The 22,933-nt window shown below is 35.6% G+C and carries 20 protein-coding genes; 4 read left to right on the top strand and 16 right to left on the bottom strand.

From position 1 onward, the window contains the following. Positions 1-10: 10 nt before the first annotated feature. The 4 genes from recJ to E0H99_RS01045 all read right to left on the bottom strand — a co-directional run bounded on the left by recJ (position 11) and on the right by E0H99_RS01045 (position 3,965). A complete protein-coding gene (gene recJ / locus E0H99_RS01060) occupies positions 11-1,702 on the bottom strand; it encodes a single-stranded-DNA-specific exonuclease RecJ (RefSeq protein WP_131990400.1) in 1,692 nt (563 codons plus the stop codon). Between the two features lie 117 nt (positions 1,703-1,819). Then, positions 1,820-2,164, bottom strand: a complete 345-nt coding sequence (locus tag E0H99_RS01055; protein WP_131990399.1) for a HopJ type III effector protein — start codon at positions 2,162-2,164, stop codon at positions 1,820-1,822. Positions 2,165-2,178: 14 nt separating this feature from the next. Beyond that, on the bottom strand, positions 2,179-2,892 hold the full coding sequence (gene rsmI, locus E0H99_RS01050) for a 16S rRNA (cytidine(1402)-2'-O)-methyltransferase (protein ID WP_099714190.1): 714 nt from the start codon (positions 2,890-2,892) through the stop codon (positions 2,179-2,181). Between the two features lie 77 nt (positions 2,893-2,969). After that, positions 2,970-3,965, bottom strand: a complete 996-nt coding sequence (locus tag E0H99_RS01045; protein WP_131990398.1) for a hypothetical protein — start codon at positions 3,963-3,965, stop codon at positions 2,970-2,972. Positions 3,966-4,209: 244 nt separating this feature from the next. On the opposite strand from E0H99_RS01045, the gene E0H99_RS01040 reads away from it, so the two are divergent. Further along, positions 4,210-4,803 carry a thymidine kinase gene (locus E0H99_RS01040; protein ID WP_131914846.1) on the top strand — a complete coding sequence of 198 codons (594 nt, stop codon included), beginning with the start codon at positions 4,210-4,212 and terminating at the stop codon, positions 4,801-4,803. 128 nt (positions 4,804-4,931) lie between these two features. Here the strand turns inward: E0H99_RS01040 and E0H99_RS01035 are convergent, their stop codons facing one another. The 6 genes from E0H99_RS01035 to E0H99_RS01010 form a co-directional block, all read right to left on the bottom strand. Next, positions 4,932-5,222 (bottom strand): helix-turn-helix domain-containing protein, encoded by a 291-nt coding sequence (locus E0H99_RS01035; protein WP_131991593.1) that lies wholly within the window; start codon positions 5,220-5,222, stop codon positions 4,932-4,934. Then, the gene (locus E0H99_RS01030) at positions 5,212-5,565 is read right to left on the bottom strand and encodes a type II toxin-antitoxin system RelE/ParE family toxin (RefSeq protein ID WP_131990397.1); all 354 of its coding nucleotides are present in this window, start codon (positions 5,563-5,565) and stop codon (positions 5,212-5,214) included. Before E0H99_RS01030 ends, E0H99_RS01035 begins: the two co-directional genes overlap by 11 nt. Positions 5,566-5,658: 93 nt before the next feature. Further along, positions 5,659-6,816: a DUF4062 domain-containing protein gene (locus E0H99_RS01025; protein WP_131990396.1), complete on the bottom strand. Its 1,158-nt coding sequence runs from the start codon at positions 6,814-6,816 to the stop codon at positions 5,659-5,661. Between the two features lie 226 nt (positions 6,817-7,042). Then, positions 7,043-8,509 (bottom strand): RNA polymerase factor sigma-54, encoded by a 1,467-nt coding sequence (gene rpoN / locus E0H99_RS01020; protein WP_131990395.1) that lies wholly within the window; start codon positions 8,507-8,509, stop codon positions 7,043-7,045. 80 nt (positions 8,510-8,589) lie between these two features. After that, complete coding sequence (gene asnS, locus E0H99_RS01015; protein ID WP_131914848.1) at positions 8,590-10,026, bottom strand: asparagine--tRNA ligase; 1,437 nt, start codon at positions 10,024-10,026, stop codon at positions 8,590-8,592. A 407-nt stretch (positions 10,027-10,433) separates the two neighbouring features. Then, positions 10,434-12,851: an efflux RND transporter permease subunit gene (locus E0H99_RS01010; protein ID WP_131990394.1), complete on the bottom strand. Its 2,418-nt coding sequence runs from the start codon at positions 12,849-12,851 to the stop codon at positions 10,434-10,436. A 186-nt stretch (positions 12,852-13,037) separates the two neighbouring features. On the opposite strand from E0H99_RS01010, the gene E0H99_RS01005 reads away from it, so the two are divergent. Both E0H99_RS01005 and E0H99_RS01000 read left to right on the top strand, forming a co-directional pair. Beyond that, positions 13,038-15,308 carry a cation:proton antiporter gene (locus E0H99_RS01005; RefSeq protein WP_131990393.1) on the top strand — a complete coding sequence of 757 codons (2,271 nt, stop codon included), beginning with the start codon at positions 13,038-13,040 and terminating at the stop codon, positions 15,306-15,308. 1 nt (position 15,309) lies between these two features. Next, entirely contained in the window at positions 15,310-15,639 is a 330-nt protein-coding gene (locus tag E0H99_RS01000; RefSeq protein WP_131914852.1) for a DMT family transporter, read from the top strand. Here the strand turns inward: E0H99_RS01000 and E0H99_RS00995 are convergent. From E0H99_RS00995 to E0H99_RS00980, 4 genes are all read right to left on the bottom strand, one after another. Continuing rightward, on the bottom strand, positions 15,636-18,134 hold the full coding sequence (locus E0H99_RS00995) for a DUF5686 family protein (protein ID WP_131990392.1): 2,499 nt from the start codon (positions 18,132-18,134) through the stop codon (positions 15,636-15,638). The two genes, E0H99_RS01000 and E0H99_RS00995, sit on opposite strands and share 4 nt — an antisense overlap. Before the next feature lie 111 nt (positions 18,135-18,245). Next, positions 18,246-18,809 (bottom strand): ribosome recycling factor, encoded by a 564-nt coding sequence (gene frr / locus E0H99_RS00990; RefSeq protein ID WP_131990391.1) that lies wholly within the window; start codon positions 18,807-18,809, stop codon positions 18,246-18,248. An 85-nt stretch (positions 18,810-18,894) separates the two neighbouring features. Next, entirely contained in the window at positions 18,895-19,602 is a 708-nt protein-coding gene (pyrH, locus tag E0H99_RS00985) for a UMP kinase (protein WP_131914855.1), read from the bottom strand. A 67-nt stretch (positions 19,603-19,669) separates the two neighbouring features. After that, positions 19,670-20,449 (bottom strand): patatin-like phospholipase family protein, encoded by a 780-nt coding sequence (locus E0H99_RS00980; protein WP_131990390.1) that lies wholly within the window; start codon positions 20,447-20,449, stop codon positions 19,670-19,672. Positions 20,450-20,554: 105 nt separating this feature from the next. Between E0H99_RS00980 and E0H99_RS00975 the strand changes: the two genes are divergently transcribed. Further along, complete coding sequence (locus E0H99_RS00975) at positions 20,555-21,160, top strand: thioredoxin family protein (protein ID WP_131990389.1); 606 nt, start codon at positions 20,555-20,557, stop codon at positions 21,158-21,160. Positions 21,161-21,695: 535 nt separating this feature from the next. On the opposite strand, the gene E0H99_RS00970 is transcribed toward E0H99_RS00975, so the two are convergent. Both E0H99_RS00970 and truB read right to left on the bottom strand, forming a co-directional pair. Continuing rightward, positions 21,696-22,226, bottom strand: coding sequence for a hypothetical protein (locus E0H99_RS00970; protein ID WP_131990388.1), 531 nt, complete (start codon positions 22,224-22,226; stop codon positions 21,696-21,698). Between the two features lie 4 nt (positions 22,227-22,230). After that, positions 22,231-22,932 (bottom strand): tRNA pseudouridine(55) synthase TruB, encoded by a 702-nt coding sequence (gene truB / locus E0H99_RS00965; protein WP_131990387.1) that lies wholly within the window; start codon positions 22,930-22,932, stop codon positions 22,231-22,233. Between the last annotated feature and the right edge of the window lies 1 nt (position 22,933).

The following is a 22,933-nucleotide window of genomic DNA, read 5'->3' as shown; positions in this document are numbered from 1 at the left end:
AACAAAAGAATCATTCTTTAATATCTCGCAATCGCAATTGCAAACTTAATTTACCTTTCCATTCGTTTTCATCGATGCAATACACGGCTTGAAAAGGTTTTTGATGGGTAGTCAGTTCGATTTTGTTTCCCAAATTAAAACCAATTGCAGCGATGCCTTCGGAGTTATTTTGTTTTACAAAAAGTTTTAAATGTTCGTCTTCTTGTCCAAGAGGTTTTCCATAACCGGTGTCTTTGATGTTTTTGGTCAGGAAAATTGGCGTCATATTTTGCGGTCCGTACGGTTCAAATTGCTTCAGAATCCGGATTAATTTTGGCGTAATATCCGCAAAATCAATCTCGGCATCAACTGCAATTTCGGGCGTCAGCATATCCGGATGAATGGTTCTTTCGACTTCTTTTTCGAAAGCATCTTTGAAGATTTGATAATTTTCTGCCGCTAAAGTCATCCCCGCAGCATACATGTGACCGCCAAATTGTTCCAAATGTTCGGTACAGGCTTCGAGTGCATTATACACATCAAATCCCTTTACGGAACGTGCCGAAGCCGCATATTTATCACCACTTTTGGTAAAAACAAGTGTCGGACGATAATAGGTTTCGATCAATCGGGAAGCGACAATTCCAATCACGCCTTTGTGCCAATCCTCTTGAAAAACTACCGAAGTAAAACGTTCTTTTTCATTGTTTTCCTCAATTTGTTTGAGCGCTTCTTTGGTGATTAATTTATCTAAATCCTTTCGCTCCGAATTATACGCTTCAATTTCTGAAGCAAATTGTTGGGCTTGCTCAAAATCAAATTCGGTTAATAATTCCACCGCATGATTGCCGTGTTTAATGCGTCCGGCAGCGTTTATTCTGGGTGCGATGATGAAAACAACATCGGTAATATCTAAGGTTTGTTTTTTTATTTGGTGAATGATGGCTTTGATTCCCGGTCTTGGGTCAGTGTTGATGACTTGCAAACCAAAATAAGCCAGCACCCGATTTTCTCCGGTCATCGGGACGATATCAGCAGCAATCGCCGCCGAAACTAAATCCAGATACGGAATCAAATCATCTATTGTTTGGTTTCGGTTGAGACCTAAAGCCTGAATCAATTTGAAACCTATTCCACAACCACACAATTCATCATAAGGATAGTTGCAATCGTCTCGTTTTGGGTCGAGAACGGCAACGGCTTCCGGTAAGAATTCACCGGGTCTGTGGTGGTCGCAAATGATAAAATCGATGTTTCGTACTTTGGCGTAAGCCACATGATCGATGGATTTTATACCGCAATCCAAAGCAATGATGAGTGAAAATCCATTGTCATCAGCAAAGTCGATTCCCTTAAATGAAATTCCATAACCTTCGTCATAACGATCCGGAATATAGGTCGCCACGTTTGGATAATACGTTTTTAAATAGGAAGAAACGAGAGAAACTGCAGTGGTTCCATCGACATCATAATCGCCAAAAACAAGGATATTTTCCTCATTTTCAATTGCTTTTTCAATTCGAGCGACTGCTTTTTCCATATCTTTCATCAAATACGGATCATGTAAATCTTCTAAACTCGGACGAAAAAAGAGTTTGGCATCTTCAAAAGTTTCGATACCGCGTTGCACTAATAAAGTGGCCACAAAATCTTCTACATTCAAAGCTTTCGCCAAATTTCTTACGGTATCTTCGGAAGGTTTTGATTTGAGGGTCCAACGCATAGTGATTTGGGATTTTAGATTTTGAAATTAGGATTTTAGGAACTCTAAAAAAAGAATAACCGCTAATTCGCTAATTGTGTCTGTCGATTTAATTTTCGAATTAGCAGTTTAACTATTTTATTTCAATACTAAAGCACTTCCGTAAAATGCAATTCCATCCCAACTGGTTTTCATGAAATTACGAATGTTTTGATGATCAGTTCCGTTTGGATTTTTTAAAACATCTTCATAATAATATGCTCCAAAACAGGCTAATGTAGCTGCTTCTGATAAGTTATGAATTTCGGCGAAAGCAAATAACTTGCAAGATCCTGAATTTTCTCCTGCGGTATTGTGTTGCAATCCGTTCTCAAATGCCGTTGGAGTAAAGTCGTAGTTTTCTTCAATTGTTGCAATGGTTTCTGCAAAAATGATAGATTCGGGTGTCTGCTTTAATTTTTCTAAAAAGGATTCTAAATTCATGGTGTTTTTGTAGGTTATTCTTCTTCCGAAAATTTACTTTTTTTAGGCTCTTTAGTGATTGTTTTTCCACTGACTACGACGACAATCTCTCCTCTTGGTGCTATTTTATCAAAATGGGCGACCACTTCTTTCACCGTTCCGCGAACATTTTCTTCGTGCAGTTTGGATAATTCTCTGGAAACCGATATTTGACGGTCTTCGCCAAAATAGGTAATGAATTCCGCTAAAGTCTTCACTAATTTATGGGGAGAAACATATAAAATCATCGTTCTTGTTTCTTCCGCCAAGGCTAAATATCGGGTTTGACGCCCTTTTTTGTCAGGCAAAAAACCTTCGAAAACAAACTTGTCATTGGGCAAACCGCTGTTGACTAATGCGGGAACGAAAGCCGTTGCGCCGGGTAAACATTCGACGTCAATTCCGTTTTCAACACAAGCGCGGGTCAATAGAAAACCGGGATCCGAAATGGCTGGCGTTCCCGCATCTGATATCAAAGCGATGTTTTCTCCGGCTTTCAACCTCGAAATTAAATTCTCGATGGTTTTGTGCTCGTTGTGCATGTGATGGCTGTACATGTGCGTGCCAATTTCGAAATGCTTTAACAATTTTCCACTCGTACGGGTGTCTTCGGCGAGAATCAAATCGACTTCCTTAAGAATCCGAATCGCTCGAAAAGTCATGTCTTCGAGATTGCCAATAGGCGTAGGAACGATGTATAATTTTGACATAGATAAAATAATTAAATACAAATTTTATAGAAAATCTGTATTTGTTCAAATGTATATTCAGAAAAATTCAAGGAAATTTACAAGAATTTTTTCTCTATGACATCCATAAAACGTTCCTCATACTCTTGTTTTCCTTCCCAGTTATTGTAGTCCGGTTTTACCATTTCCTGAATAAAATCTCTGGTTTCGTAGAACGTATCAAACGTGATTAATTGGTTTAAAACGCGGTTGTAATCTTCGCTGCTGTTTCCAAAAAGGTGTTTTATAAAAGCAATACGATCATTCAAATCAATATTGATTCCTTTGGCTAATTTTTCGTTCAGTGAAACTGTTTTTTGTTCAACCGCTTCAGCTTCTTCTTTGATAGGTGCTGTTTTTTCTTCCTCAGCAACGATTTCTTTTGGAGTTTCGATTACTACTGCAGTAGGAATGTTTTCAATCTGTTGCACTTTTACAAACTGGGTATCATGGTAATTTCCGCCCAATAAATCTTCGAAAGAAATTTGAACTGGTTCCATTTTCTTTGGCACTTCCAGTTCCGTTTCTACTTCCTCTTCTTGAGATAATTCAAAAGCCGGTGTGAATGCAGCTGTTTCAGGTTCTGAAGTTTCTTTTTCCTCAGCAACTACTTCTTCCTCAATAACAGGCTCTTCAACAAGCTCTTCTTCTTTTTCTTCTTCCGCGGTTATTTCTTCATTAGAAATTGTTTCTTCCAAAGGAGTTTCGACAGATTCTTCTTTCACAATACTCGTTTCAGATGCATCAGCAGTTTCTATTGTTTCTTCCAAAGGCGTTTCAACAATTTCTTGGGCAATAGTTTCTTCAACTACAGCTTTGATTTCCGGTTGAATCGAATCCGTTTTGTCAAAAATAGATTCAATTTTTTGCTCTACTTCGGCAGCGCCAATAGTTGGTTTTACCTCACTAAAGTGTTCGTCTACAAATCGTAAGACAGAAAGTTTTTCATATAATTTCTGTGTTTCCAGATATAATTGATTGATATCAGATTTATTTTTTAGTTGTAATACTCTGTGTGCAATGCTGATTAAATCGGCTTCCAATTTTTTTTTCATAACTTTGAAATTATAGTGTGTTAGGCGGGTCTTTTTAATAAATATCTTCCTGGTTTTTATTTAGCATAAGGAAGAAGGAACCTTTGCTCGCATGATTTTATTTTTTAAATAAGAGCTCGCGAATCTCCGATTGAATAAAAATGTTATACTTTTGAAACGACGTAAAAGTATAAAATTTTTAAGTCGGTTTTATCCATTACAAAGTAATAAAAACTATTCATTTTTTAAGTCAGAAAAATACAAAATGTTTCTCGAAAATACAGTAAATCATAAAGAACAATTTGGTTGGATCGAAGTCATTTGTGGCTCCATGTTTTCGGGTAAAACCGAGGAATTGATCCGTCGTTTGAAAAGAGCGCAGTTTGCCAAGCAAAAAGTAGAAATTTTCAAACCTGAAATAGATACACGCTATCATGACGATATGGTAGTTTCGCATGACGCTAACGAAATTCGTTCCACGCCCGTTCCCGCTGCCGCAAATATTGCTATTTTGGCGCAAGGTTGTGATGTGGTAGGAATTGACGAAGCACAATTTTTTGATGACGAAATTGTCAAAATTTGTAACGATTTGGCCAATCAGGGAATCCGTGTCATTGTTGCCGGACTCGATATGGATTTCAAGGGAAATCCTTTTGGCCCGATGCCCGCACTAATGGCCACTGCCGAATATGTTACCAAAGTGCACGCCGTGTGTACCCGCACCGGAAATCTGGCGAATTACAGTTTCCGTAAAACTGACAATGACAAACTTGTTATGCTTGGTGAAACCGAAGAATACGAACCGTTAAGCCGTGCTGCATATTATCATGCGATGCGGAAAGATCAGGAGAAAAAATAGAAATCCTCTCCCCAACCCTCTCCGAAGGAGAGGGAGCCGAAACTGGATTGAAATATAAAGTTATGAAAAAGACAAGCCCTTTCAGAGTTTAGAACTCCGAAAGGGTTTTTAATTTTCTTGTGATAGGACTATAATTCAATCTGAATTTTTACTTTTCCACCTAAACCTTTTTCAACAATATCATACAAGGTTTTTAGGGTAAGGTTACTTCCGTTATTTTCGATTTTTGAAATGTATTCTCTTTTTTTATCAACAAGTTCTGCAAGTTCATTTTGCGTTAAGTTTTTTTCTAAACGTGCTTTTTTTAATTGTAGCCCAATTTTAAATCCTTCAAAGTCTCTTTCTAGTTCATCACGTCTCTCTGTTCCTTTTTCTCCGTAAACACTATCTTTAATTTCTTTCCAGCTTTTAGTTTCCATTTTCATTTAATTTTTCTTGATAATATTGTTTCATTAAATGCAGGGCTTTATCAATCTCATTTTTAGGCGTTTTTTGCGTTTTCTTTTGAAAGCCGTTTAGCAAAATAACAAGTCTTCCATGGTCAAAAAAACAGAAAACCCTCCAAATGTTTGAAGCCAATTGTATTCTAGCTTCATAAAGTCCATTTGCTCCTTCCATTGATTTTAAATAATTGGCTGGAACTCTTTCAAGAGTTTCTATAGCTTCAATAATTTTAAAGATTTCATCCTGAACTTTTTTTGGTTGTTCAAGAAGAAAATCTTCAAAGTAATTTTTATACGCTATTACTTCTCGTATATTCATTTCAAAGGTAATTTAAAAGTTACATAAAAGCAATTTTTTATTTTAATTTTGGTTGTTTTTAGATTTTATAAAAACTATTGTCGTTAGTTCTGGTTATCTTAATTGAATGCTTTTTTGTAATTCAATTGCAATTGAATAGCTTGTTTTCAATTTTGCTAATAAATCCTCTAGTTTTTCTACGACGTTTGTTTTTGCTTTATTAAACTCTTTCGACATTCTCGGAAATCCTTCTATTGAACTTAAAAATGAAGTCATTCCGTTGATAGCACTTATAATTCCACTAGACAAAATATTTATAGAATTATTAGTTGATTCAATTTCTTCATCAGATATTGTTAAGTCATTTCGGGTAATATTATAAAGATTTGACATTGAGTCTATTGTCTTTTCGAAATTGTCAAAGAAAATAGGAATTTCTGGTTCAATTCTATTTGCATAATTATCCATTACTTTCGCAGTTCTAATGAAAAAATCCTTGATAATCTTTAAATTAGTTTGATTTCCACTAGCTACTATAGTTCCTATTTCAGTTGTTTTTTTGTTAAATTGTTCGCCAATCCATGTTGTAGCTTCTGAAATTCTATTTAATGATTGATTAGATTCAAGAACATATTCTTGCATCATTATTTGAAAATCAATTAAACCATATTCTTCTTCTATTACTTCTGTAAAAATTGGTTTTGTTTCAATTGTTTCCTTTAAATTTGGTTGACTATTTTTTAAATCATTTATTCTAATTGGAATATGAATTCTTAGGAATTGATTTAATTCTGATGTGTCATTATATTCAAAATACAAAGTCTTTTTGTGATTACCAATTTCGGATTTGAATTCTTGAATTTTTTTTACTTGATCGGGCTTTATTTCATTCATTGAAATAGGAGCGTTTTTGAAATAAAATAAAATTTGTAAAGAATTTGGATTTTGTTGAAATCGGTTATAAGCATTTAAGAATTCTTCTTCAGTTCCAGATTCAGCAGTATCTGTTGGAGTTCCAAATTTTCCCCATATTATTCCTATGAATAAATCATAATCAGTTCCTAAATCAGAATTTATAATGTTTTGAGGATGAATCGTAGAAATTCCAGGGGCAGAATGAGTTTCCCATTTTAGAAGTTCAAGAAATATATCATTTTGTCTTCCGTAAGAGATATTTAGTTCTTTGATTACTTCATCAATGGATGATCTATCATCTTTTAAATCACTTGGTGAAGCTAAAAATATTTTATATTTGGTTACTGTTGATGGCATATTTTTTAGTTTTTGGTTAATTCCGTTAAATTTATGAATTTATATTTTTTTAAATAATGTGTATTTTTTAAAACTTCCAATCTGCAATGTCAATCTTTTCAACTCACTGCACAATACCCACTTTTAGTGATATTTAACATCTTGTAAATCAGTAAATTTGCTACGTAAAAAAAGGGGAAGCTTGTTTTAAACAAATTTCCCCTTTTTAGTATTTTTAAATTTCAGTTTACATCTTCTTTCTCATTCTCGCTACTGGAATATCGAGTTGCTCTCTGTATTTTGCAATTGTTCTTCTCGCGATTGGATAGCCTTTTTCTTTTAGGATTTCTGCTAGTTGATCGTCAGGAAGTGGTTTTTTCTTGTCTTCTTCCTCAATTGTATTCTGAAGAATTTTCTTGATTTCCAGTGTAGAAACATCTTCACCTTGGTCATTTTTCATTGCTTCCGAGAAGAATTCTTTAATCAGTTTCGTACCATAAGGCGTTTCTACATATTTGCTGTTCGCCACACGCGAAATCGTCGAAATATCAAGACCCACCATATCGGCAATGTCTTTCAGGATCATCGGTTTCAACTTGGTTTCATCACCATCCAGGAAATAGTCGCCCTGATAATGCATAATCGCATTCATGGTTACAAAAAGCGTTTCCTGGCGTTGGCGAATCGCATCAATAAACCATTTAGCCGAATCCAGTTTTTGCTTGATAAATTGCACCGCATCTTTTTGCTGAGCCGATTTATCACGGGAATCCTTGTAGGTTTGCATCATTTCCTGATAATCTTTGGAAACGTGCAGGGAAGGAGCATTTCGTCCGTTTAGGGTCAGTTCCAGTTCGCCGTCCACAATTCTGATAGCAAAATCAGGAACTACATTTTCCGTTACTTTGTTGTTTCCGGTAAAGGAACCGCCTGGTTTTGGATTCAGTTTCTCTATTTCGTGAATGGCTTTTTTAAGTTGCTCATTCGAAACATTGTATTTTTGAATTAATTTATCGTAATGTTTTTTGGTAAACGCATCAAACTGATTTTCGATAATATCAGTGGCTAATTCCACGTATTCCGTTGGTGTTTTGTGTTTCAACTGCAACAACAAACATTCCTGCAAATCACGCGCACCTACACCGGATGGTTCCAGTTCATGAATCACCTGCAGCATTTTTTCTACCATTTTTTCATCGGTGTAAATCCCTTGGGTAAACGCCATATCGTCCACCATATCAGGAACGCTTCTGCGGATATAACCCATGTCGTCGATACTTCCTACTAGAAATTCAGCAATTTCACGCTCTTCATCATTCAAGATGAACGTATTCAACTGATTGATTAAATCTTGATGAAAACTCACCGGTGCGGCAAAAGGCGTTTCGCGATCTTCATCGTCGTCGCTGTAATTGTTGGCCTGTGTTTTATAATCCGGAGTTTCGTCGTTGCTTAAATATTCGTCAATATTGATGTCTTCGGCTTCAATTCTATCCGATTCTGAATCATCATAATCGTCATAATCTTCGTTTTCGAACTCGTCCTTTTCATACTCATCTTCTTCTTTTCCGGCTTCCAAAGCTGGATTCTCGTTCATTTCTTCCAGTAAACGTTGTTCGAAAGCTTGCGTAGGCAATTGAATTAACTTCATCAACTGGATTTGTTGAGGAGATAATTTCTGTGATAATTTTAAATTTAAGAATTGCTTTAGCATGTTAGTTTATTTGGGTATTCGTTTATTTGGTTATTTGGAATCGAATCCACAAATAACCAAATCCACAAATCAACTTTTTATTAAAATTCCGCATTCATTGGCGTTCTAGGGAAAGGAATTACGTCACGAATGTTTGTCATTCCTGTTACAAATAATACCAATCTTTCGAATCCAAGTCCAAAACCAGAGTGAACCGCTGAACCAAATCTTCGGGTATCAAGATACCACCATAATTCTTCTTCATCAATTCCTAAGGCTTTCATTTTTTCAACCAAAACATCAAAACGTTCTTCTCTTTGAGAACCTCCCACGATTTCTCCAATTCCAGGGAAAAGGATATCCATCGCACGAACTGTTTTTCCGTCTTCGTTCAAACGCATGTAAAATGCTTTGATATTTGCCGGGTAGTCAAACAAGATTACCGGACATTTAAAGTGTTTTTCCACCAGATAACGCTCGTGTTCTGACTGTAAATCAGCACCCCATTCGTTGATGATATAGTTGAATTTTTTCTTTTTATTTGGCGTACAATCTCTTAAAATATCAATTGCTTCGGTGTAGGAAACACGTTTGAAATTGTTTTCCAAAACAAAGTTTAATTTGTCAAGTAAAGCCATTTCGCTTCTCTCTGCAACCGGTTTTGATTTCTCTTCATCCAATAAACGTCCTTCAAGGAATTTCAAATCCTCCGGACATTTGTCCATGGTATATTTGATTACGTATTGAATAAAATCTTCGGCCAAATCCATATTATCATTCAAATCATTGAACGCCACTTCCGGCTCAATCATCCAAAATTCCGCAAGGTGACGCGAAGTATTCGAGTTTTCAGCTCTAAAGGTTGGTCCAAAAGTATAAATCTGACCTAAAGCCATCGCAAAAGTTTCTCCTTCCAGTTGTCCCGAAACCGTAAGATTCGTTTCTTTTCCGAAGAAATCTTCTTTATAATTCACTTTTCCGTCTTCGGTTCTTGGCGTTCCGTCAAATGGCAAAGCGGTAACTTTAAACATTTCACCGGCACCTTCCGCATCCGAACCCGTGATGATTGGCGTATTCACATACACAAAACCTTTCTCTTGAAAATAACTGTGAACCGCATACGACAATACCGAACGCACTCTCATTATGGCTCCAAACATATTGGTACGAACTCTTAAATGCGCATTTTCACGCAAGAAATCCAAGCTTGGTTTGTTTTTAGGTTGTATCGGGAATTTTTCCGCATCTGAATCTCCAAGGATTTCCAGTTTAGCCACCTGAATTTCAAATTTCTGTCCGGCACCTTTACTTTCCACCAAAGTTCCTGTCACAGATATTGCTGCTCCAGTCGTAATTCGCTTCAACGTTTCGTCTGGCGTGTTCTCAAAATCGACAACACATTGTATATTATCAATGGTCGAACCATCGTTTAAGGCAATAAATTGATTGTTTCTAAAAGTTCTCACCCATCCTTTTGCATTTACTTCATGAAGCGTCGTAGTACTGTTTAGCAAGTCTTTAACTTTTGTATGTCTCATTTTATGTGTATAATTGATATTAAAAATTGTCTTGTGACTGAACTGCAAATATAAATGATTTGTTTGTAATTGTCATGGTGAGAAATAGGGTAATCTGGAGCTATTTCCCGCTATTCGCTATATCTTTTACTTTTTAAAGAAAAAAGTAAAAGGATGCCGCTGCTATCGAGGCTAAAAGAATGGAGTTATTTGAAATCTTACAGAAATATTCGGATAAATTTCCTGTGCCGTTTTGTAACCTTTCAGATAAAATGGATTAGTGAAATCACTTGTAGTTTCCACAATTCCAAATCCTGTCAGGGTTCAAAACCCTGACAGGATTGAAAAAGATTGTAACGAATAGCGGGACACGAGCGTAGCGAACTGACGAAGTAAACAGCTCCAGATTGCTTCGTTTCTCGCAACGACTATTTATTTTTTTCGAAATTGTCAATCTCTTCATCGGTGTGTTCGATGATGTCAATTTTTGGTTCGATGAATTCCTGTTCGTTGGCCAATGTTTTATTCAACGTCAATACCAAAGCTGGCAATAACATCAAATTCGACAGCATTCCGAATAATAATGTCAACGAAATCAATCCGCCAAGAGCGATTGTTCCTCCAAAACTGGACAACATAAACACCGAAAACCCGAAGAATAGCACGATAGAAGTATAAAACATGCTCAAACCGGCATCTGTAAATGTGGCGTAAACCGACTTGCGGATTTTCCAGTTGTTTTTCTTTAATTCCTCGCGGTATTGTGCCAAAAATCGAATCGTATCATCAACCGAAAGTCCAAACGCGATTCCAAAAACCAAAATCGTCGATGGTTTCAACGGAATATCCAAATAGCCCATAATTCCTGCTGTTAACAACAAAGGCAATAAATTCGGGATAATGGAAACCAGTACCATTTTGAACGAACGGAACATAAACGCCACCAAAAGTGAGGTCAGGAAAAAGGCAAAAACCAAAGACGAAAGCAAATTGTCCAGCAGGTAACCGGTTCCTTTTTGGAAAACCAATGCTTTTCCGGTAATGCTAACGTTATACTGACTTGGCGGGAAAAGTTTATCGGCTTTTTTGCGAATTTCGGCTTCAATTTTGGCAATATTATCACCGTTTTCATCGCGCATAAAAGTTGTGATTCGGGCAAATTGTCCTGTCGAATCCACGTAGCTTTTCATCAGATTGTCTTTGGAATTTTTCGTGGCATTTTTAGCATACGACAAAATAAACGATTGTTCCTGTGACGTAGGCAATTCGTAATATTCAGGGTTTCCGTTGTAATACGCTTGCTTGGAGTATTTAACCAAATTGACAATAGAAATGGGTTTTGACAGTTCCGGAATTTCGTCAATAGTTTGCTCGAGTTCTTCCATCCGCCTCAGCGTAGACAATCTCATGACTCCTTTTTTACGTTTGGTATCAATCATGATTTCCAGCGGCATAACACCATCAAACTCTTTTTCGAAGAAAACAATGTCTTCAAAAAAGGCTTCTTTTTTAGGCATGTCTTCGATTAAACTGCCCGAAATACGCATTTTGTAAATACCTACGATACTAATCACCAAAAGAAGAATGGCAACGACGTAAATAGAGAAGCGATTGTACTTTACGTTTCTCAGAATCCAATCCATAAAAACCTTGACATAATTACGGTCTAAATGCTCGATATGACGGTCTTTTGGTGGTGGAATGTAACTGTGAAAAATAGGGATTACAATGATACACAAAAAGAAAAGCGCCATGATATTAATAGAAGTTACCACCCCAAATTCCAATAATAATTGATTGTTTGAAGCGACAAATGTAGCAAAACCAATGGCTGTGGTAAGATTGGTCATTAGTGTTGCCATTCCCACTTTGGTGGTGACACGCTGTAATGCTTTGGCTTTATTACGATGGACTTTGTATTCCTGATGGTATTTATTGGTCAGGAAAATACAATTCGGAATCCCGATTACGATGATTAAAGAAGGAACTAAAGCCGTTAAAACCGTGATTTCGTAATTCAGTAATCCTAAAAACCCAAAAGACCACATTACACCAATAATAACAATAATCATTGATATTAAGGTGGCTCTAAAACTTCTGAAAAAGAAGAAAAAAAGCAATGAGGTGACTAATAATGAGGCTCCAATGAAGATGCTTATTTCGTCAACAATCGTTTTTGCATTCAGCGTTCGGATATAAGGCATTCCCGAAACGCGCAGGTCGACTCCGGTTTCTTTTTCGAATGTTTCGACTGCAGGAACGAGTTTTTCTAGGATAAAATCTTTTCGAGCCGCCGTGTTTACAATTTTTTTATCCATGTAAACGGCAGAGCGAATGCTACCTGATCTTTTGTTGAAAAGCAATCCTTCATAAAAAGGCAAATCATTGAAAAGTTCCTTTTTTATTTTTTGAAGATAGGCTTTGTCAACGGTTTTGCTTTGGTCAACAAAAGGAACCAATTCGAAGGTTTCCAGCGAATCATTTTTTTGTAATTTTTTTAAGTTATTTAATGAAATTACTAAATCTACCGCTTTGTCTTCTTTAAGAGTGTTTATCAGTTTACTCCAGGAAGCATAAGCTTTTGGGGTAAAAATGGCGTTGTCTTTTACGCCGATAATGACAAGATTTCCTTCTTCACCAAATTTATTCAAAAAGGCATTGTACTGTATATTTACAATATTGTCATCCGGTAATAAATTGGCTTCGGTAAAAGTGAAGTGGATATTCTTCCATTGCATTGCTAAAAGAGCTGTTATCGCTACAATAATGGATAACATCAAAATTCTATTTCTAAGGACAATTCGGGCTATTAATTCCCAAAATCCTAAACTAAACCACTTCATCATAAGTCATATTTAACGGTGGCAAAGGTAGTTAAAACCGCTATAAATCATTTATTTTAACTAAAATTTTATGACTAATTATCCCCGTTTTTTATTTTACAATAAAATAATTTTGTGGGATATAAATTATACATTTGAATTTCTCATCTTTGTTTTTTTATAGTTGAGTGCGAATACATAAAAATTGATATGAAGAATTATAAAAATACATTGTTTTATTTAAGTGTAACAGGCGGTTTCATTGCCTTAATGTATTGGATTATAAATAAAGGAAAAAAATTAGAAGTTAGTGAGGTTATCGTAACACCTGAAAGCGGAAACGGTTCTTGGAATGATTTTATAGCTTCCATGCAACATAATTTTCAGGATCCTTTAGCCATCCTTTTGGCACAAATCATCACGATAATCCTTGTGGCTCGCGTTTTTGGTTGGATTTTCAAGAAAATTGGACAACCATCAGTAATAGGGGAGATTATTGCGGGTATTGTCCTTGGACCGTCCTTATTGGGATTGTATTTTCCGGAATTTTCAAGTGCTTTGTTTCCTGCTGAATCCTTAGGGAATTTAAAATTTTTAAGCCAGATAGGATTGATACTTTTTATGTTCGTGATAGGGATGGAACTCGATTTGAAAGTGCTGAAAAACAAAGCCAATGAAGCGGTGGTGATTAGTCACGCCAGTATTGTAATTCCTTTTGCACTCGGAATTGGGCTGGCTTATTTTGTTTACAATCGATTTGCTCCCGAAGGTGTGAAATTTTTAGCTTTCAGTTTGTTTATGGGGATAGCCCTGAGCATTACCGCTTTTCCGGTTCTGGCAAGAATCGTTCAGGAAAGGGGAATTCACAAAACGAAATTAGGGGCAATTGTCATTACGTGTGCTGCTGCCGATGATATTACCGCTTGGTGTATTCTGGCTGTGGTAATTGCAATTGTAAAAGCGGGAACTTTCGTCAGTTCATTATACATTATTATGTTGGCAGTACTTTATGTTGTTGCCATGATTTTTATTGTAAAACCATTTTTGAAAAGAATAGGGGATTTGTATGGTTCGAAAGACACTATAATCAAACCGGTCGTGGCTATCTTTTTTCTGGTATTGATTCTTTCGTCCTATGCTACCGAAGTGATTGGGATTCATGCATTATTTGGAGCGTTTATGGCGGGAGCTATTATGCCGGATGTTCCAAAATTCAGAACCATATTCATTGAAAAAGTAGAGGATGTTGCTTTGATACTTTTACTGCCGTTGTTTTTTGTATTCACGGGTTTGAAAACCGAAATTGGCCTTATCAATGATCCATATTTATGGAAAGTGACCGGTTTTATTATTTTGGTAGCCGTAGTGGGAAAATTTTTAGGAAGTGCTTTGGCAGCGAAATTTGTAGGTCAGAGTTGGCGAGACAGTTTGACCATTGGAGCGTTGATGAATACCAGAGGGTTAATGGAGTTAATTGTTTTAAACATTGGGTTAGAACTTAAAGTTTTGACTCCCGAGGTATTTACGATGATGGTAATCATGGCATTAGTGACCACTTTTATGACTGGACCAGCCTTGGATTTAATCAATTATATCTTTAAAACTAAAGATGGTGTTGAAATTGTTGAACAAACACACCATAATAAATACCGCATTTTAATTTCATTTGGTAACAATGAAAAAGGCAAATCCTTGTTGCGATTGGCGAATAGCTTGATAAAAAAACAAAAAGATTCTGCCAGTATTACGGTGATGCATTTGTCCTTAAGTGATGAGATGCATACTTTTAATATGGATGACAAAGAGAAAAGTAGTTTTTATCCTATTGTTGAAGAATCCCAACTGTTAAATCAGGACATTACCACTATTTTTAAAGCAACCATGGATATTGAAACCGAAATCGCTGATGTTGCCAATCAAGGGGATTATGATTTGTTGTTGGTAGGTTTGGGAAAATCAATATTTGAAGGGACTATTCTTGGAAAAGTAATCGGTTTTACAACAAGAATAATAAACCCAGACCGTTTAATCGATAAGTTTATCGGGAAAGAAGGATTGTTCGAAAACTCCCCTTTTGACGAAAGAACCAGACAGATTATTTCTAAAACCAAGATGCCAATAGGGATTTTGATCGATAAAGATTTACAGCACGTAAATCATGTTTTTATTCCAATTTTTAGCCCCGAAGATTCATTTGTGATTGATTATATCCAAAAATTAATTTACAACAACAATTCTAAAATTGTTATTTTGGATGTCAATGGGCATGTCAATACTAATTTTGTAATCAAGAGCGCTATTGATTCTTTGGAACAAAAATATCCGAAGAATATTGGTTTGATAACGGATAAAATAATTAAAAAAGAATTTTTAGACCAACAGGATTTAATGTTAATTAGTCTTGAAAGTTGGAAAGAATTAGTGGACTCTAGAAGTGATTGGTTGAGTGGCGTTCCTTCGGTATTAATTTTAAAACAATAACATGAACTGGATTTTATTAATTATAGGTGGGATTTTTGAAGTAGGTTTTGCAACTTGTTTGGGCAAAGCCAAAGAAAGTTCCGGAATGACAGCAACATTATGGTTGGGCGGATTCTTGATTTGCTTGGCAATAAGCATGGTATTGCTTTACAAAGCCACACAAACTTTGCCCATCGGAACAGCTTATGCGGTTTGGACAGGAATTGGTGCGGTAGGAACGGTTTTGGTTGGAATTTTTGTGTTTAAAGAACCGGCTGATTTCTGGCGAATTTTCTTCATTACCACTTTAATCAGTTCTATTATTGGACTAAAATTCGTTTCGAGTCATTAAAGTCCCAGATCAAGAACGAAACTTATTTTGACAGCTATATTATCTTGAAATTTGCTCAGCTGATTCGGGCCATAGCGGTAAAATCCGCCTAATCCCAAGCCATTGTAAATTTGGTTGAGTTCTATTCCAGATTCGAAATAACCTTTGTTGAGGGTTTTATAATCCAACCCGATGTGTTGTTCCGGTTTTTGTAAATTCCCCCAAGCCATTCTTGAAACGAGAACTAAGGAAGGTTTTACTTTTTTGAACAGTGTTACGCGGCTAAAGCCATGTTTGAATTGAAAATAGGCGTATTCACTGGAGAAAAATTCATTGAAAAACATGGTTTCAAAACTGTTTTTTCCTGCAAAAGTCATCCGCTGCAAGATAGTTTCCTTGGTGATATTATTAGGAGAGGTATTGTACAAATGTGTCAGCGGTACATCACCAAGAGCATAACCGGCTTCGAAAAGTAAACTTGTTTTTTGACCGTTTAAATATATTTTTTCATACTCTGTTTTGAAATCTATTTTGCTGAATTCAAAATCATTTTGCAAAACATTAGGTAAGGATTGTGTGTATTGAAAAGTGAATTTCGGGAAACGTTTTTCTACTTCAATTCGTCCCGTAGGCGTTTGCATGTAATCGCTAAACGGATTCCAACGCAAAGAAACCATAGCAGTTGTCATGATGTAACTCGTATATAATTTCTCGTTTAGGTTGTATATATAATTGAATTTAGGTTCTATTGCAGCACGGGAAAGTTCCCATAAGCTTTCTGTTTTGGGGATAATTTTTGTTTCTATAAATGTTTTCCAACTCACATAATTGTAAAATGTACTGATGTTTATTGGTCTTGGATTATAGATTTTGAATGCTCTTTTATCAATTGTAAATACAGTACTTGCAATTTCTCGAATGTCATCAGTATAGGAAACTCCAATCCAGGAATTCGAAAATTTGCCAACCCGAGCCGCCATTCCTAAATTATATTTGAAATTCCCATCCTTTGTTCCATAAGCGGTGTAACCTTCGATTCTGAATTTTTTTGAAAATTGTTCATTGGTGATTCCGCCAATTCCCAATCTAAATCCTTCGTAATTATTATAGCTGAACAATTTGCGTAAGTCTAAGTCGAATTTTCCGATGGGTAAATATCCGTTGATGATTTTCCGTCCAAAGCGGATGCGACTTTCAATTCGTTTTTTAACTGAAATGCTGTCCAATGCCAAATACGTTTTTTGGCTTCGGCTGTCTAAACTGTCTTTTCTGTAGGTGTTCCAAAAACGTTCCGGTTTGTTAATCGCATCGTCTTTGATTTCGATATAAATAGCCGATTTTTTAATTTGTATCGGAATGTTATACTGAATTTCAAAATTATTCGTGTGCGAAAGCAAATAAGTGAAATCTGAGGCGACTTTTTTTCTTTCTTTAAAATCTCGTTCTACATCGCCATCAAATTGAATGGTTCCGCCAAGGATTTTTATATCGTCATCATTTTTGCCTTTTACAATTTTAAAAGTTTTGTCCGTTGGAAACCATAATTTTTCATTGGGGATGTACTTAAAATCATGAATCCCGCTAATGTCAAGAACGCCTTTTATGCGCATTACCGCTTTGGCGACAGCAAAATTATTTTGGTCAATATAAAGCACGCCTTCCAGTCCTGATGCTTTTCTTTTTTTCTTGTTTTTAAAGTAAATCATGTACGTATTTCGACCGTCAATGATAAGTGAATCCAGGAGTTTGTAATTGTAATCTTTTAGCGCATCATTTGCAATGGGGCTGTTGTATTTGGTTTCAAAAAGCTCATAACTGGAGTCGTAAATAGAGAATGACTGCAAATTAAAAGCAATGACTTCATAAACTGGTTGCTTGAAACCGGCCATTTTGGTACCTAATATCGTTTCTTTTAATCTGGCATTCGCAAATTGATATTGTGACACTTTTTCGGTTTGAAAAAGATGCTGTTTACTGATGACTTCTTTAAATTTATAATCGGAGGAGTCAATTTTTGAGAATTGTTTTCCAATAGATTTTTGGACAAAAACAGAATCAATTCTTCCGTCAATAGAGTCAGGATTTGCGGTTACAATAAGTTTGTTATAGGATTTAAACTCAAAACTACGGAGCTTTTTTTGGGGATTATTGTTGTCTTTATTTTCGATTGTCTTCTTGATAATTGCCAAAGCCGGGTTTTCGCTTGAAATCCTCACTTCATTCAAATTATCCGTTTTTTGGGAAAGAACGACAACATAATAATTTTTATTTTTTTCGATGGCAATCCTAGCTTTGGTGAAACCAATATACGAAATATCAAAAGCTGTAAAGGGAATTACAGTTACAATACTAAACTTCCCATCGACATCAGAGATGGAATTTAGACCATTATTTGTGGTAATCGTGGCAAACGGCAAGGATTTGTTGGTTGTGGATTCTTTCACAATTCCATTGACCTGAAATTGCGCCTGTAGCGAAAGCGTTAAAAAAAAGAATAACAAACACAATTGCTTCATAAATAGGGTTTACTGCAAAACGGGTATAATCTCATTTTGGTATCGCAAAAATAACAATAAAAAAATCCGTTCCCCTAAGCGAACGGATTTTTAATATAGTTTGAAAGGGATTTACACCTTCATAATTTCAGCTTCTTTCACCACTAAAAGTTCATCTATTTTCCTGATGAAAGTATTCGTTAGGTTTTGAACTTCTTCTTCGGCACTTTTGCAAATGTCTTCTGATGTTCCTTCTTTTTCTAATTTTTTAATATCAGTATTGGCATCTTTTCGAGCATTTCGAATACCCACTTTTGCATCTTCGGCTTCTACTTTGGCTTGTTTGGCAAGATCACGTCTTCTTTCCTCAGTCAATGCTGGAACACTTATGATAATTACATCACCGTTATTCATTGGATTAAAACCAATGTTGGCAACCATAATTGCTTTTTCAATTACGTGCAGCATATTTTTTTCAAAAGGTTGCAACGTAATTGTTCTGGCATCAGGTACACTAATTTTTGACACTTGAGAAAGGGGTGTCGCAGATCCGTAATAATCTACAAAAACGCTTCCCAACATGGCCGGAGATGCTTTCCCTGCACGAATATTCAAAAATTCTTTTTCTAAATGCGCAATAGAACCTGTCATAGATTCTTTGGTGCTATCTAATATAAATTCAATTTCTTCAGTCATAATTTAGATTTTTAGATTTTTAGATTCTTGGATTTTTAGACTTATTAATGATCTAGTCTAAAAATCTAACAATCTAAGTAGTCTATTATATATTTACTACGGTTCCTATATTTTCTCCATCGCAGATTTTCAATAAGTTTCCTACTTTGTTCATGTCGAAAACTACGATAGGTAATTTATTTTCTTGGCTTAATGTAAATGCAGTGGTGTCCATTACATTCAATCCTTTTTTAAGGACGTCTTCAAAAGAGATATGGTCAAATTTCACGGCAGAAGCATTTTTCTCCGGATCACAATCATAGATACCATCAACACGGGTTCCTTTTAGGATTACATCGGCATTGATTTCCACACCACGTAAAACGGCAGCTGTATCAGTTGTGAAATATGGGTTTCCGGTTCCAGCACCAAAAATTACAATTCTTCCTTTTTCAAGGTGTCGTACCGCTCTTCTCTTAATATATGGCTCAGCAATCGCTTCAATTTTCAAGGCAGTTTGTAAACGGGTAAGCATTCCTTTATCTTCCAGCGCGCCTTGTAAAGCCATTCCGTTGATAATTGTAGCCAGCATTCCCATATAATCGCCTTGCACTCTGTCCATTCCTGCGCTTGCTCCGGCAACTCCTCTAAAAATATTTCCACCACCTATTACAATGGCTATTTCTACTCCTTTTTCATGAATTTGCTTGATCTCATCAGCATATTCAGCTAATCTTTTTGGGTCAATTCCGTATTGCAAGTCGCCCATTAAAGCTTCTCCACTTAGTTTTAGAAGAATTCTTTTGTATTTCATGTGTGTGTTGAGTTGATTGGTGCAAATATAGAATATTCTTTTTTTTTAAAATAATGTTGCTGAAATTTTATAAATTAAGTTTTTCGTACGATTTTTTTGCGGCTTCATAGCCAATGTTGAAAACAGCATCCATCTTCACTTTGTTGGTTTCAAAGGTGCTGTACAAACACAAATCCTTTGGTTCAATAACCCAGTCACAAATATTGAATTTATGCAGGTTAGAATTTGCCGAAAGAATATCAAATGCCCGAGTGGTCACCGCTTTAATAGAACTTAAATCTTTGGCTTCTATTTTTTGAATCGGGCTCACATAAACACCTATTAATGTATCACATTGTCCTTGTAAGATATCAGTGGGGAAATGATTCAATATCCCGCCGTCACTGTATATTTTTCCTTTAATTTCATACGGAGACAAGATTCCGGGAAATGCTGAGGAAGCTAAAATAGCATCGATGATTTTTGTTTCCTGATCAAATATTTTTAATTTTCCGCGAACCATATCGGTTGCTGTAATTTGAATCGGGATTTTTAAATCACCTAGAGTGGCATCTTTAAAAATAGTGTGAAAATAAGATTTGAAGGATTCAGAATCAATTAAACCGGCTTTTTTGAACGTTAAATGCTTCCAGTGAAAAAGGTATATCGATTTGAAAAATTCCAAAATTTCTTCGGGCGTTTTTCCCCACGCATACATTGCACCAACAATTGAACCTGCGCTTGTCCCTGCTATTTGAGACGGACGGATGTTTTTTTCTTCTAAAAATTTAACAACACCAGCATGAGCTATACCTTTAGAACCTCCGCCGGAAAGTACCAACCCTATCGATTTTGTTTTTAAATCCATCTTTTTTATTTGGGATAAAATTACTCTTTTTGTGGAATTGAAAGTGACATATATCATATTTATGCTCCAATTTTATGGTAACTTTGTGAAAACAAATAATTCATTATGAAAACTCCAGTAGCTAAAGCATTGTTTAATAGTCATTCCTATTCAGAGTATAGAAAGCTAGTTTCAGATTTATTACTGGAAGGAAAGTCAACCGGTAATGAACAATCGGAAGATTTAAAACATTACAGTGAGTTAAATGAAACCAGAATGAATCGTTTGGATAAAACGATGATAATTACCGAGGGGAATAGTCTGAAATTAAAGAACTTGAAGCGTGAATACATTTGGTTAGTGATTTCCGAAGGTTGGTGTGGCGATGCAGCTCAACTCTTGCCAATTATGAACAGAATGGCAGTTGATTCTGGTAGTATAGAATTGAAAATTGTTCTGCGTGATGAAAATGACGAACTGATGAAGTTGTTTTTGACTAATAAAAACAAATCAATTCCAATAGTGATAGTCGTAGATAAAGAAACAGGAAGTGTTCTTGGAAAATGGGGACCAAGACCCAAAGGCGCAACCGATTTGATTACGGATTATAAAAAAGAGTTTGGAAGTATTGACGAAACAGCAAAAAACAACTTGCAATTGTGGTATTTACATGACAAAGGAATAAGCACCCAAAATGAATTGATTAACTTGATGCTTGATTTGGAACAATAAAATTTTCAAAATCAATGATACTCATAACTTCTGTTGCCTCATAATTGTCAAAAAAGCTTTAATATAGAACAAGAAATTATTGTTTTAATGTAAAATTTTTAATGTAAAAAGCACCTGAAATTCTATGTTTATTGATGTAAAATAATTAGACTTTTTTTTCGTTATTTTTTTTTGTAAATCGAAAAAAAATTGTAAATTGGTGACTGCCAACCAGGTCTATTATTTGATTTACTTTTTTTATCGGTGTTTAAATATTGTTTCACAATTTAAAAAACAGCATGATGAAAAAACGATTTGAAAAGTTTTATGATTATTTGTCACATTTACTATTTGGAGGTAAAAAAGCAACTAATTATTAAACCATCGGCGCAAGCCTAGTAAGCAAATAGAGTATGGATTAAAACTACTTTAACTTTAAAAAAAACACATCGCAAATTCAATTTTGGATTTGTCATGTGTTTTTGCTTTTTGATTACAAATGAGGGTGTAGGAAGTATTAAAAGGCTAGTTTTTCAACAGCCTAAAATGTTTTCCTTCAAAAAGAGACTAAGGAAAGTCCTAAATTGATGTTGTAACTATCTCTTTGATTATTAATGGGAATCTCATAATGACTTACTTCAACAAATAAAATAAGATCATCAGCCGTTTGTAAACCCAAACTGATTTTTTTATAATCCCCCATCAAATCACCTCGACCCAAAGCAATTGCTTTTCCTAAACCGAGTTGTAGCGTAATTCTAGTATCGTCACCAATTTTGGGACTTAACTTTAAATTTGCAAAAACAGGAACGACAACCAGTTTGTCGGTCCACTTCCAGTCTATACCAGAGTGAATTCCTAAACCAACCCATTTGTTATGATGTATTCCATATCCTATTTTACTGCTCAATCCATCGGGTAGAAACCATAAATTGTCAGTGTTTCCATTTAGATCAGTTTCGCCTCGATCCGGATTTCCTTTGATAGAAAAAGCTACGTCAAATTGTGTATAAGTGAATTTTTTATTTTGAGAAAAAACAGAAAAAGTAAAAAATAAGAAAACGGATAAGGTTCTTAAATGACCCATAATACTAATTATTTGATTCTAGGCTATCCTCGAATAAAGTAACGTCCATTGCATCAGTCACATCATAATCTCCAATTTTTGTTCTGCGTAAAACGGTTAAATGGGAACCGGAATTCATCGCTTTCCCAAAATCAAAAGCCAGGGAACGAATGTAAGTTCCTTTGCTGCAAACGACTCTGAAATCTATTTCTGGAAGTGCGATTCGAGTAATTTCAAATTCGTAAATGGTTGTTTTTCTACTCGCAATTTCGATTGTTTCTCCAGCACGTGCATGTTCGTATAAGCGAACACCATCTTTTTTTATGGCCGAAAAAATGGGTGGTTTCTGGTCTATTTCCCCTAAAAACTGCTTGACTGTTTCCTGAATTAAAGCTTCGTCAATATGTTCCGTCGGGAAAGTTTGATCTATTTCTGTCTCTAAATCATACGAAGGCGTTGTGGCTCCAATATAGAAAGTTCCGGTATATTCTTTGGCTTGACCTTGAAGTTCAGTAATTCTTTTGGTAAATTTTCCGGTACAAACTAACAGTAATCCAGTTGCCAAAGGATCTAAAGTTCCGGCGTGACCAATCTTAAATTTTTTTGGAAGATTAATTTTGCTGATTAAAGCCCATTTCATTTTATTCACCGCTTGAAAAGAAGTCCAATTCAAGGGTTTGTCAATGAGTAAAATTTGTCCGTTTTGATAATCTTCGGCTGTTTTCAAT

The sequence above is a fragment of the Flavobacterium sp. GT3P67 genome, assembly GCF_004349155.1.
Lineage (GTDB): Bacteria > Bacteroidota > Bacteroidia > Flavobacteriales > Flavobacteriaceae > Flavobacterium > Flavobacterium ranwuense.
The sequence above is the reverse complement of the archived record's forward strand: the minus strand, read 5'-3'. Positions and strand labels throughout refer to the sequence as shown.

Excerpts from the sequence above, each read along its gene's own strand:
- E0H99_RS01055 (WP_131990399.1), bottom strand. The coding sequence starts at position 2,164 with ATGAATTTAGAATCCTTTTTAGAAAAATTAAAGCAGACACCCGAATCT.
- E0H99_RS01000 (WP_131914852.1), top strand. The coding sequence starts at position 15,310 with ATGAACTGGATTTTATTAATTATAGGTGGGATTTTTGAAGTAGGTTTT.
- E0H99_RS01030 (WP_131990397.1), bottom strand. The coding sequence starts at position 5,565 with ATGAATATACGAGAAGTAATAGCGTATAAAAATTACTTTGAAGATTTT.
- E0H99_RS00995 (WP_131990392.1), bottom strand. The coding sequence starts at position 18,134 with ATGAAGCAATTGTGTTTGTTATTCTTTTTTTTAACGCTTTCGCTACAG.
- E0H99_RS00975 (WP_131990389.1), top strand. The coding sequence starts at position 20,555 with ATGAAAACTCCAGTAGCTAAAGCATTGTTTAATAGTCATTCCTATTCA.
- E0H99_RS01005 (WP_131990393.1), top strand. The coding sequence starts at position 13,038 with ATGAAGAATTATAAAAATACATTGTTTTATTTAAGTGTAACAGGCGGT.
- asnS (WP_131914848.1), bottom strand. The coding sequence starts at position 10,026 with ATGAGACATACAAAAGTTAAAGACTTGCTAAACAGTACTACGACGCTT.
- E0H99_RS01010 (WP_131990394.1), bottom strand. The coding sequence starts at position 12,851 with ATGATGAAGTGGTTTAGTTTAGGATTTTGGGAATTAATAGCCCGAATT.
- frr (WP_131990391.1), bottom strand. The coding sequence starts at position 18,809 with ATGACTGAAGAAATTGAATTTATATTAGATAGCACCAAAGAATCTATG.
- pyrH (WP_131914855.1), bottom strand. The coding sequence starts at position 19,602 with ATGAAATACAAAAGAATTCTTCTAAAACTAAGTGGAGAAGCTTTAATG.
- E0H99_RS01040 (WP_131914846.1), top strand. The coding sequence starts at position 4,210 with ATGTTTCTCGAAAATACAGTAAATCATAAAGAACAATTTGGTTGGATC.
- E0H99_RS00970 (WP_131990388.1), bottom strand. The coding sequence starts at position 22,226 with ATGGGTCATTTAAGAACCTTATCCGTTTTCTTATTTTTTACTTTTTCT.
- recJ (WP_131990400.1), bottom strand. The coding sequence starts at position 1,702 with ATGCGTTGGACCCTCAAATCAAAACCTTCCGAAGATACCGTAAGAAAT.
- E0H99_RS00980 (WP_131990390.1), bottom strand. The coding sequence starts at position 20,449 with ATGGATTTAAAAACAAAATCGATAGGGTTGGTACTTTCCGGCGGAGGT.
- E0H99_RS01045 (WP_131990398.1), bottom strand. The coding sequence starts at position 3,965 with ATGAAAAAAAAATTGGAAGCCGATTTAATCAGCATTGCACACAGAGTA.
- rpoN (WP_131990395.1), bottom strand. The coding sequence starts at position 8,509 with ATGCTAAAGCAATTCTTAAATTTAAAATTATCACAGAAATTATCTCCT.
- E0H99_RS01035 (WP_131991593.1), bottom strand. The coding sequence starts at position 5,222 with ATGGAAACTAAAAGCTGGAAAGAAATTAAAGATAGTGTTTACGGAGAA.
- rsmI (WP_099714190.1), bottom strand. The coding sequence starts at position 2,892 with ATGTCAAAATTATACATCGTTCCTACGCCTATTGGCAATCTCGAAGAC.
- E0H99_RS01025 (WP_131990396.1), bottom strand. The coding sequence starts at position 6,816 with ATGCCATCAACAGTAACCAAATATAAAATATTTTTAGCTTCACCAAGT.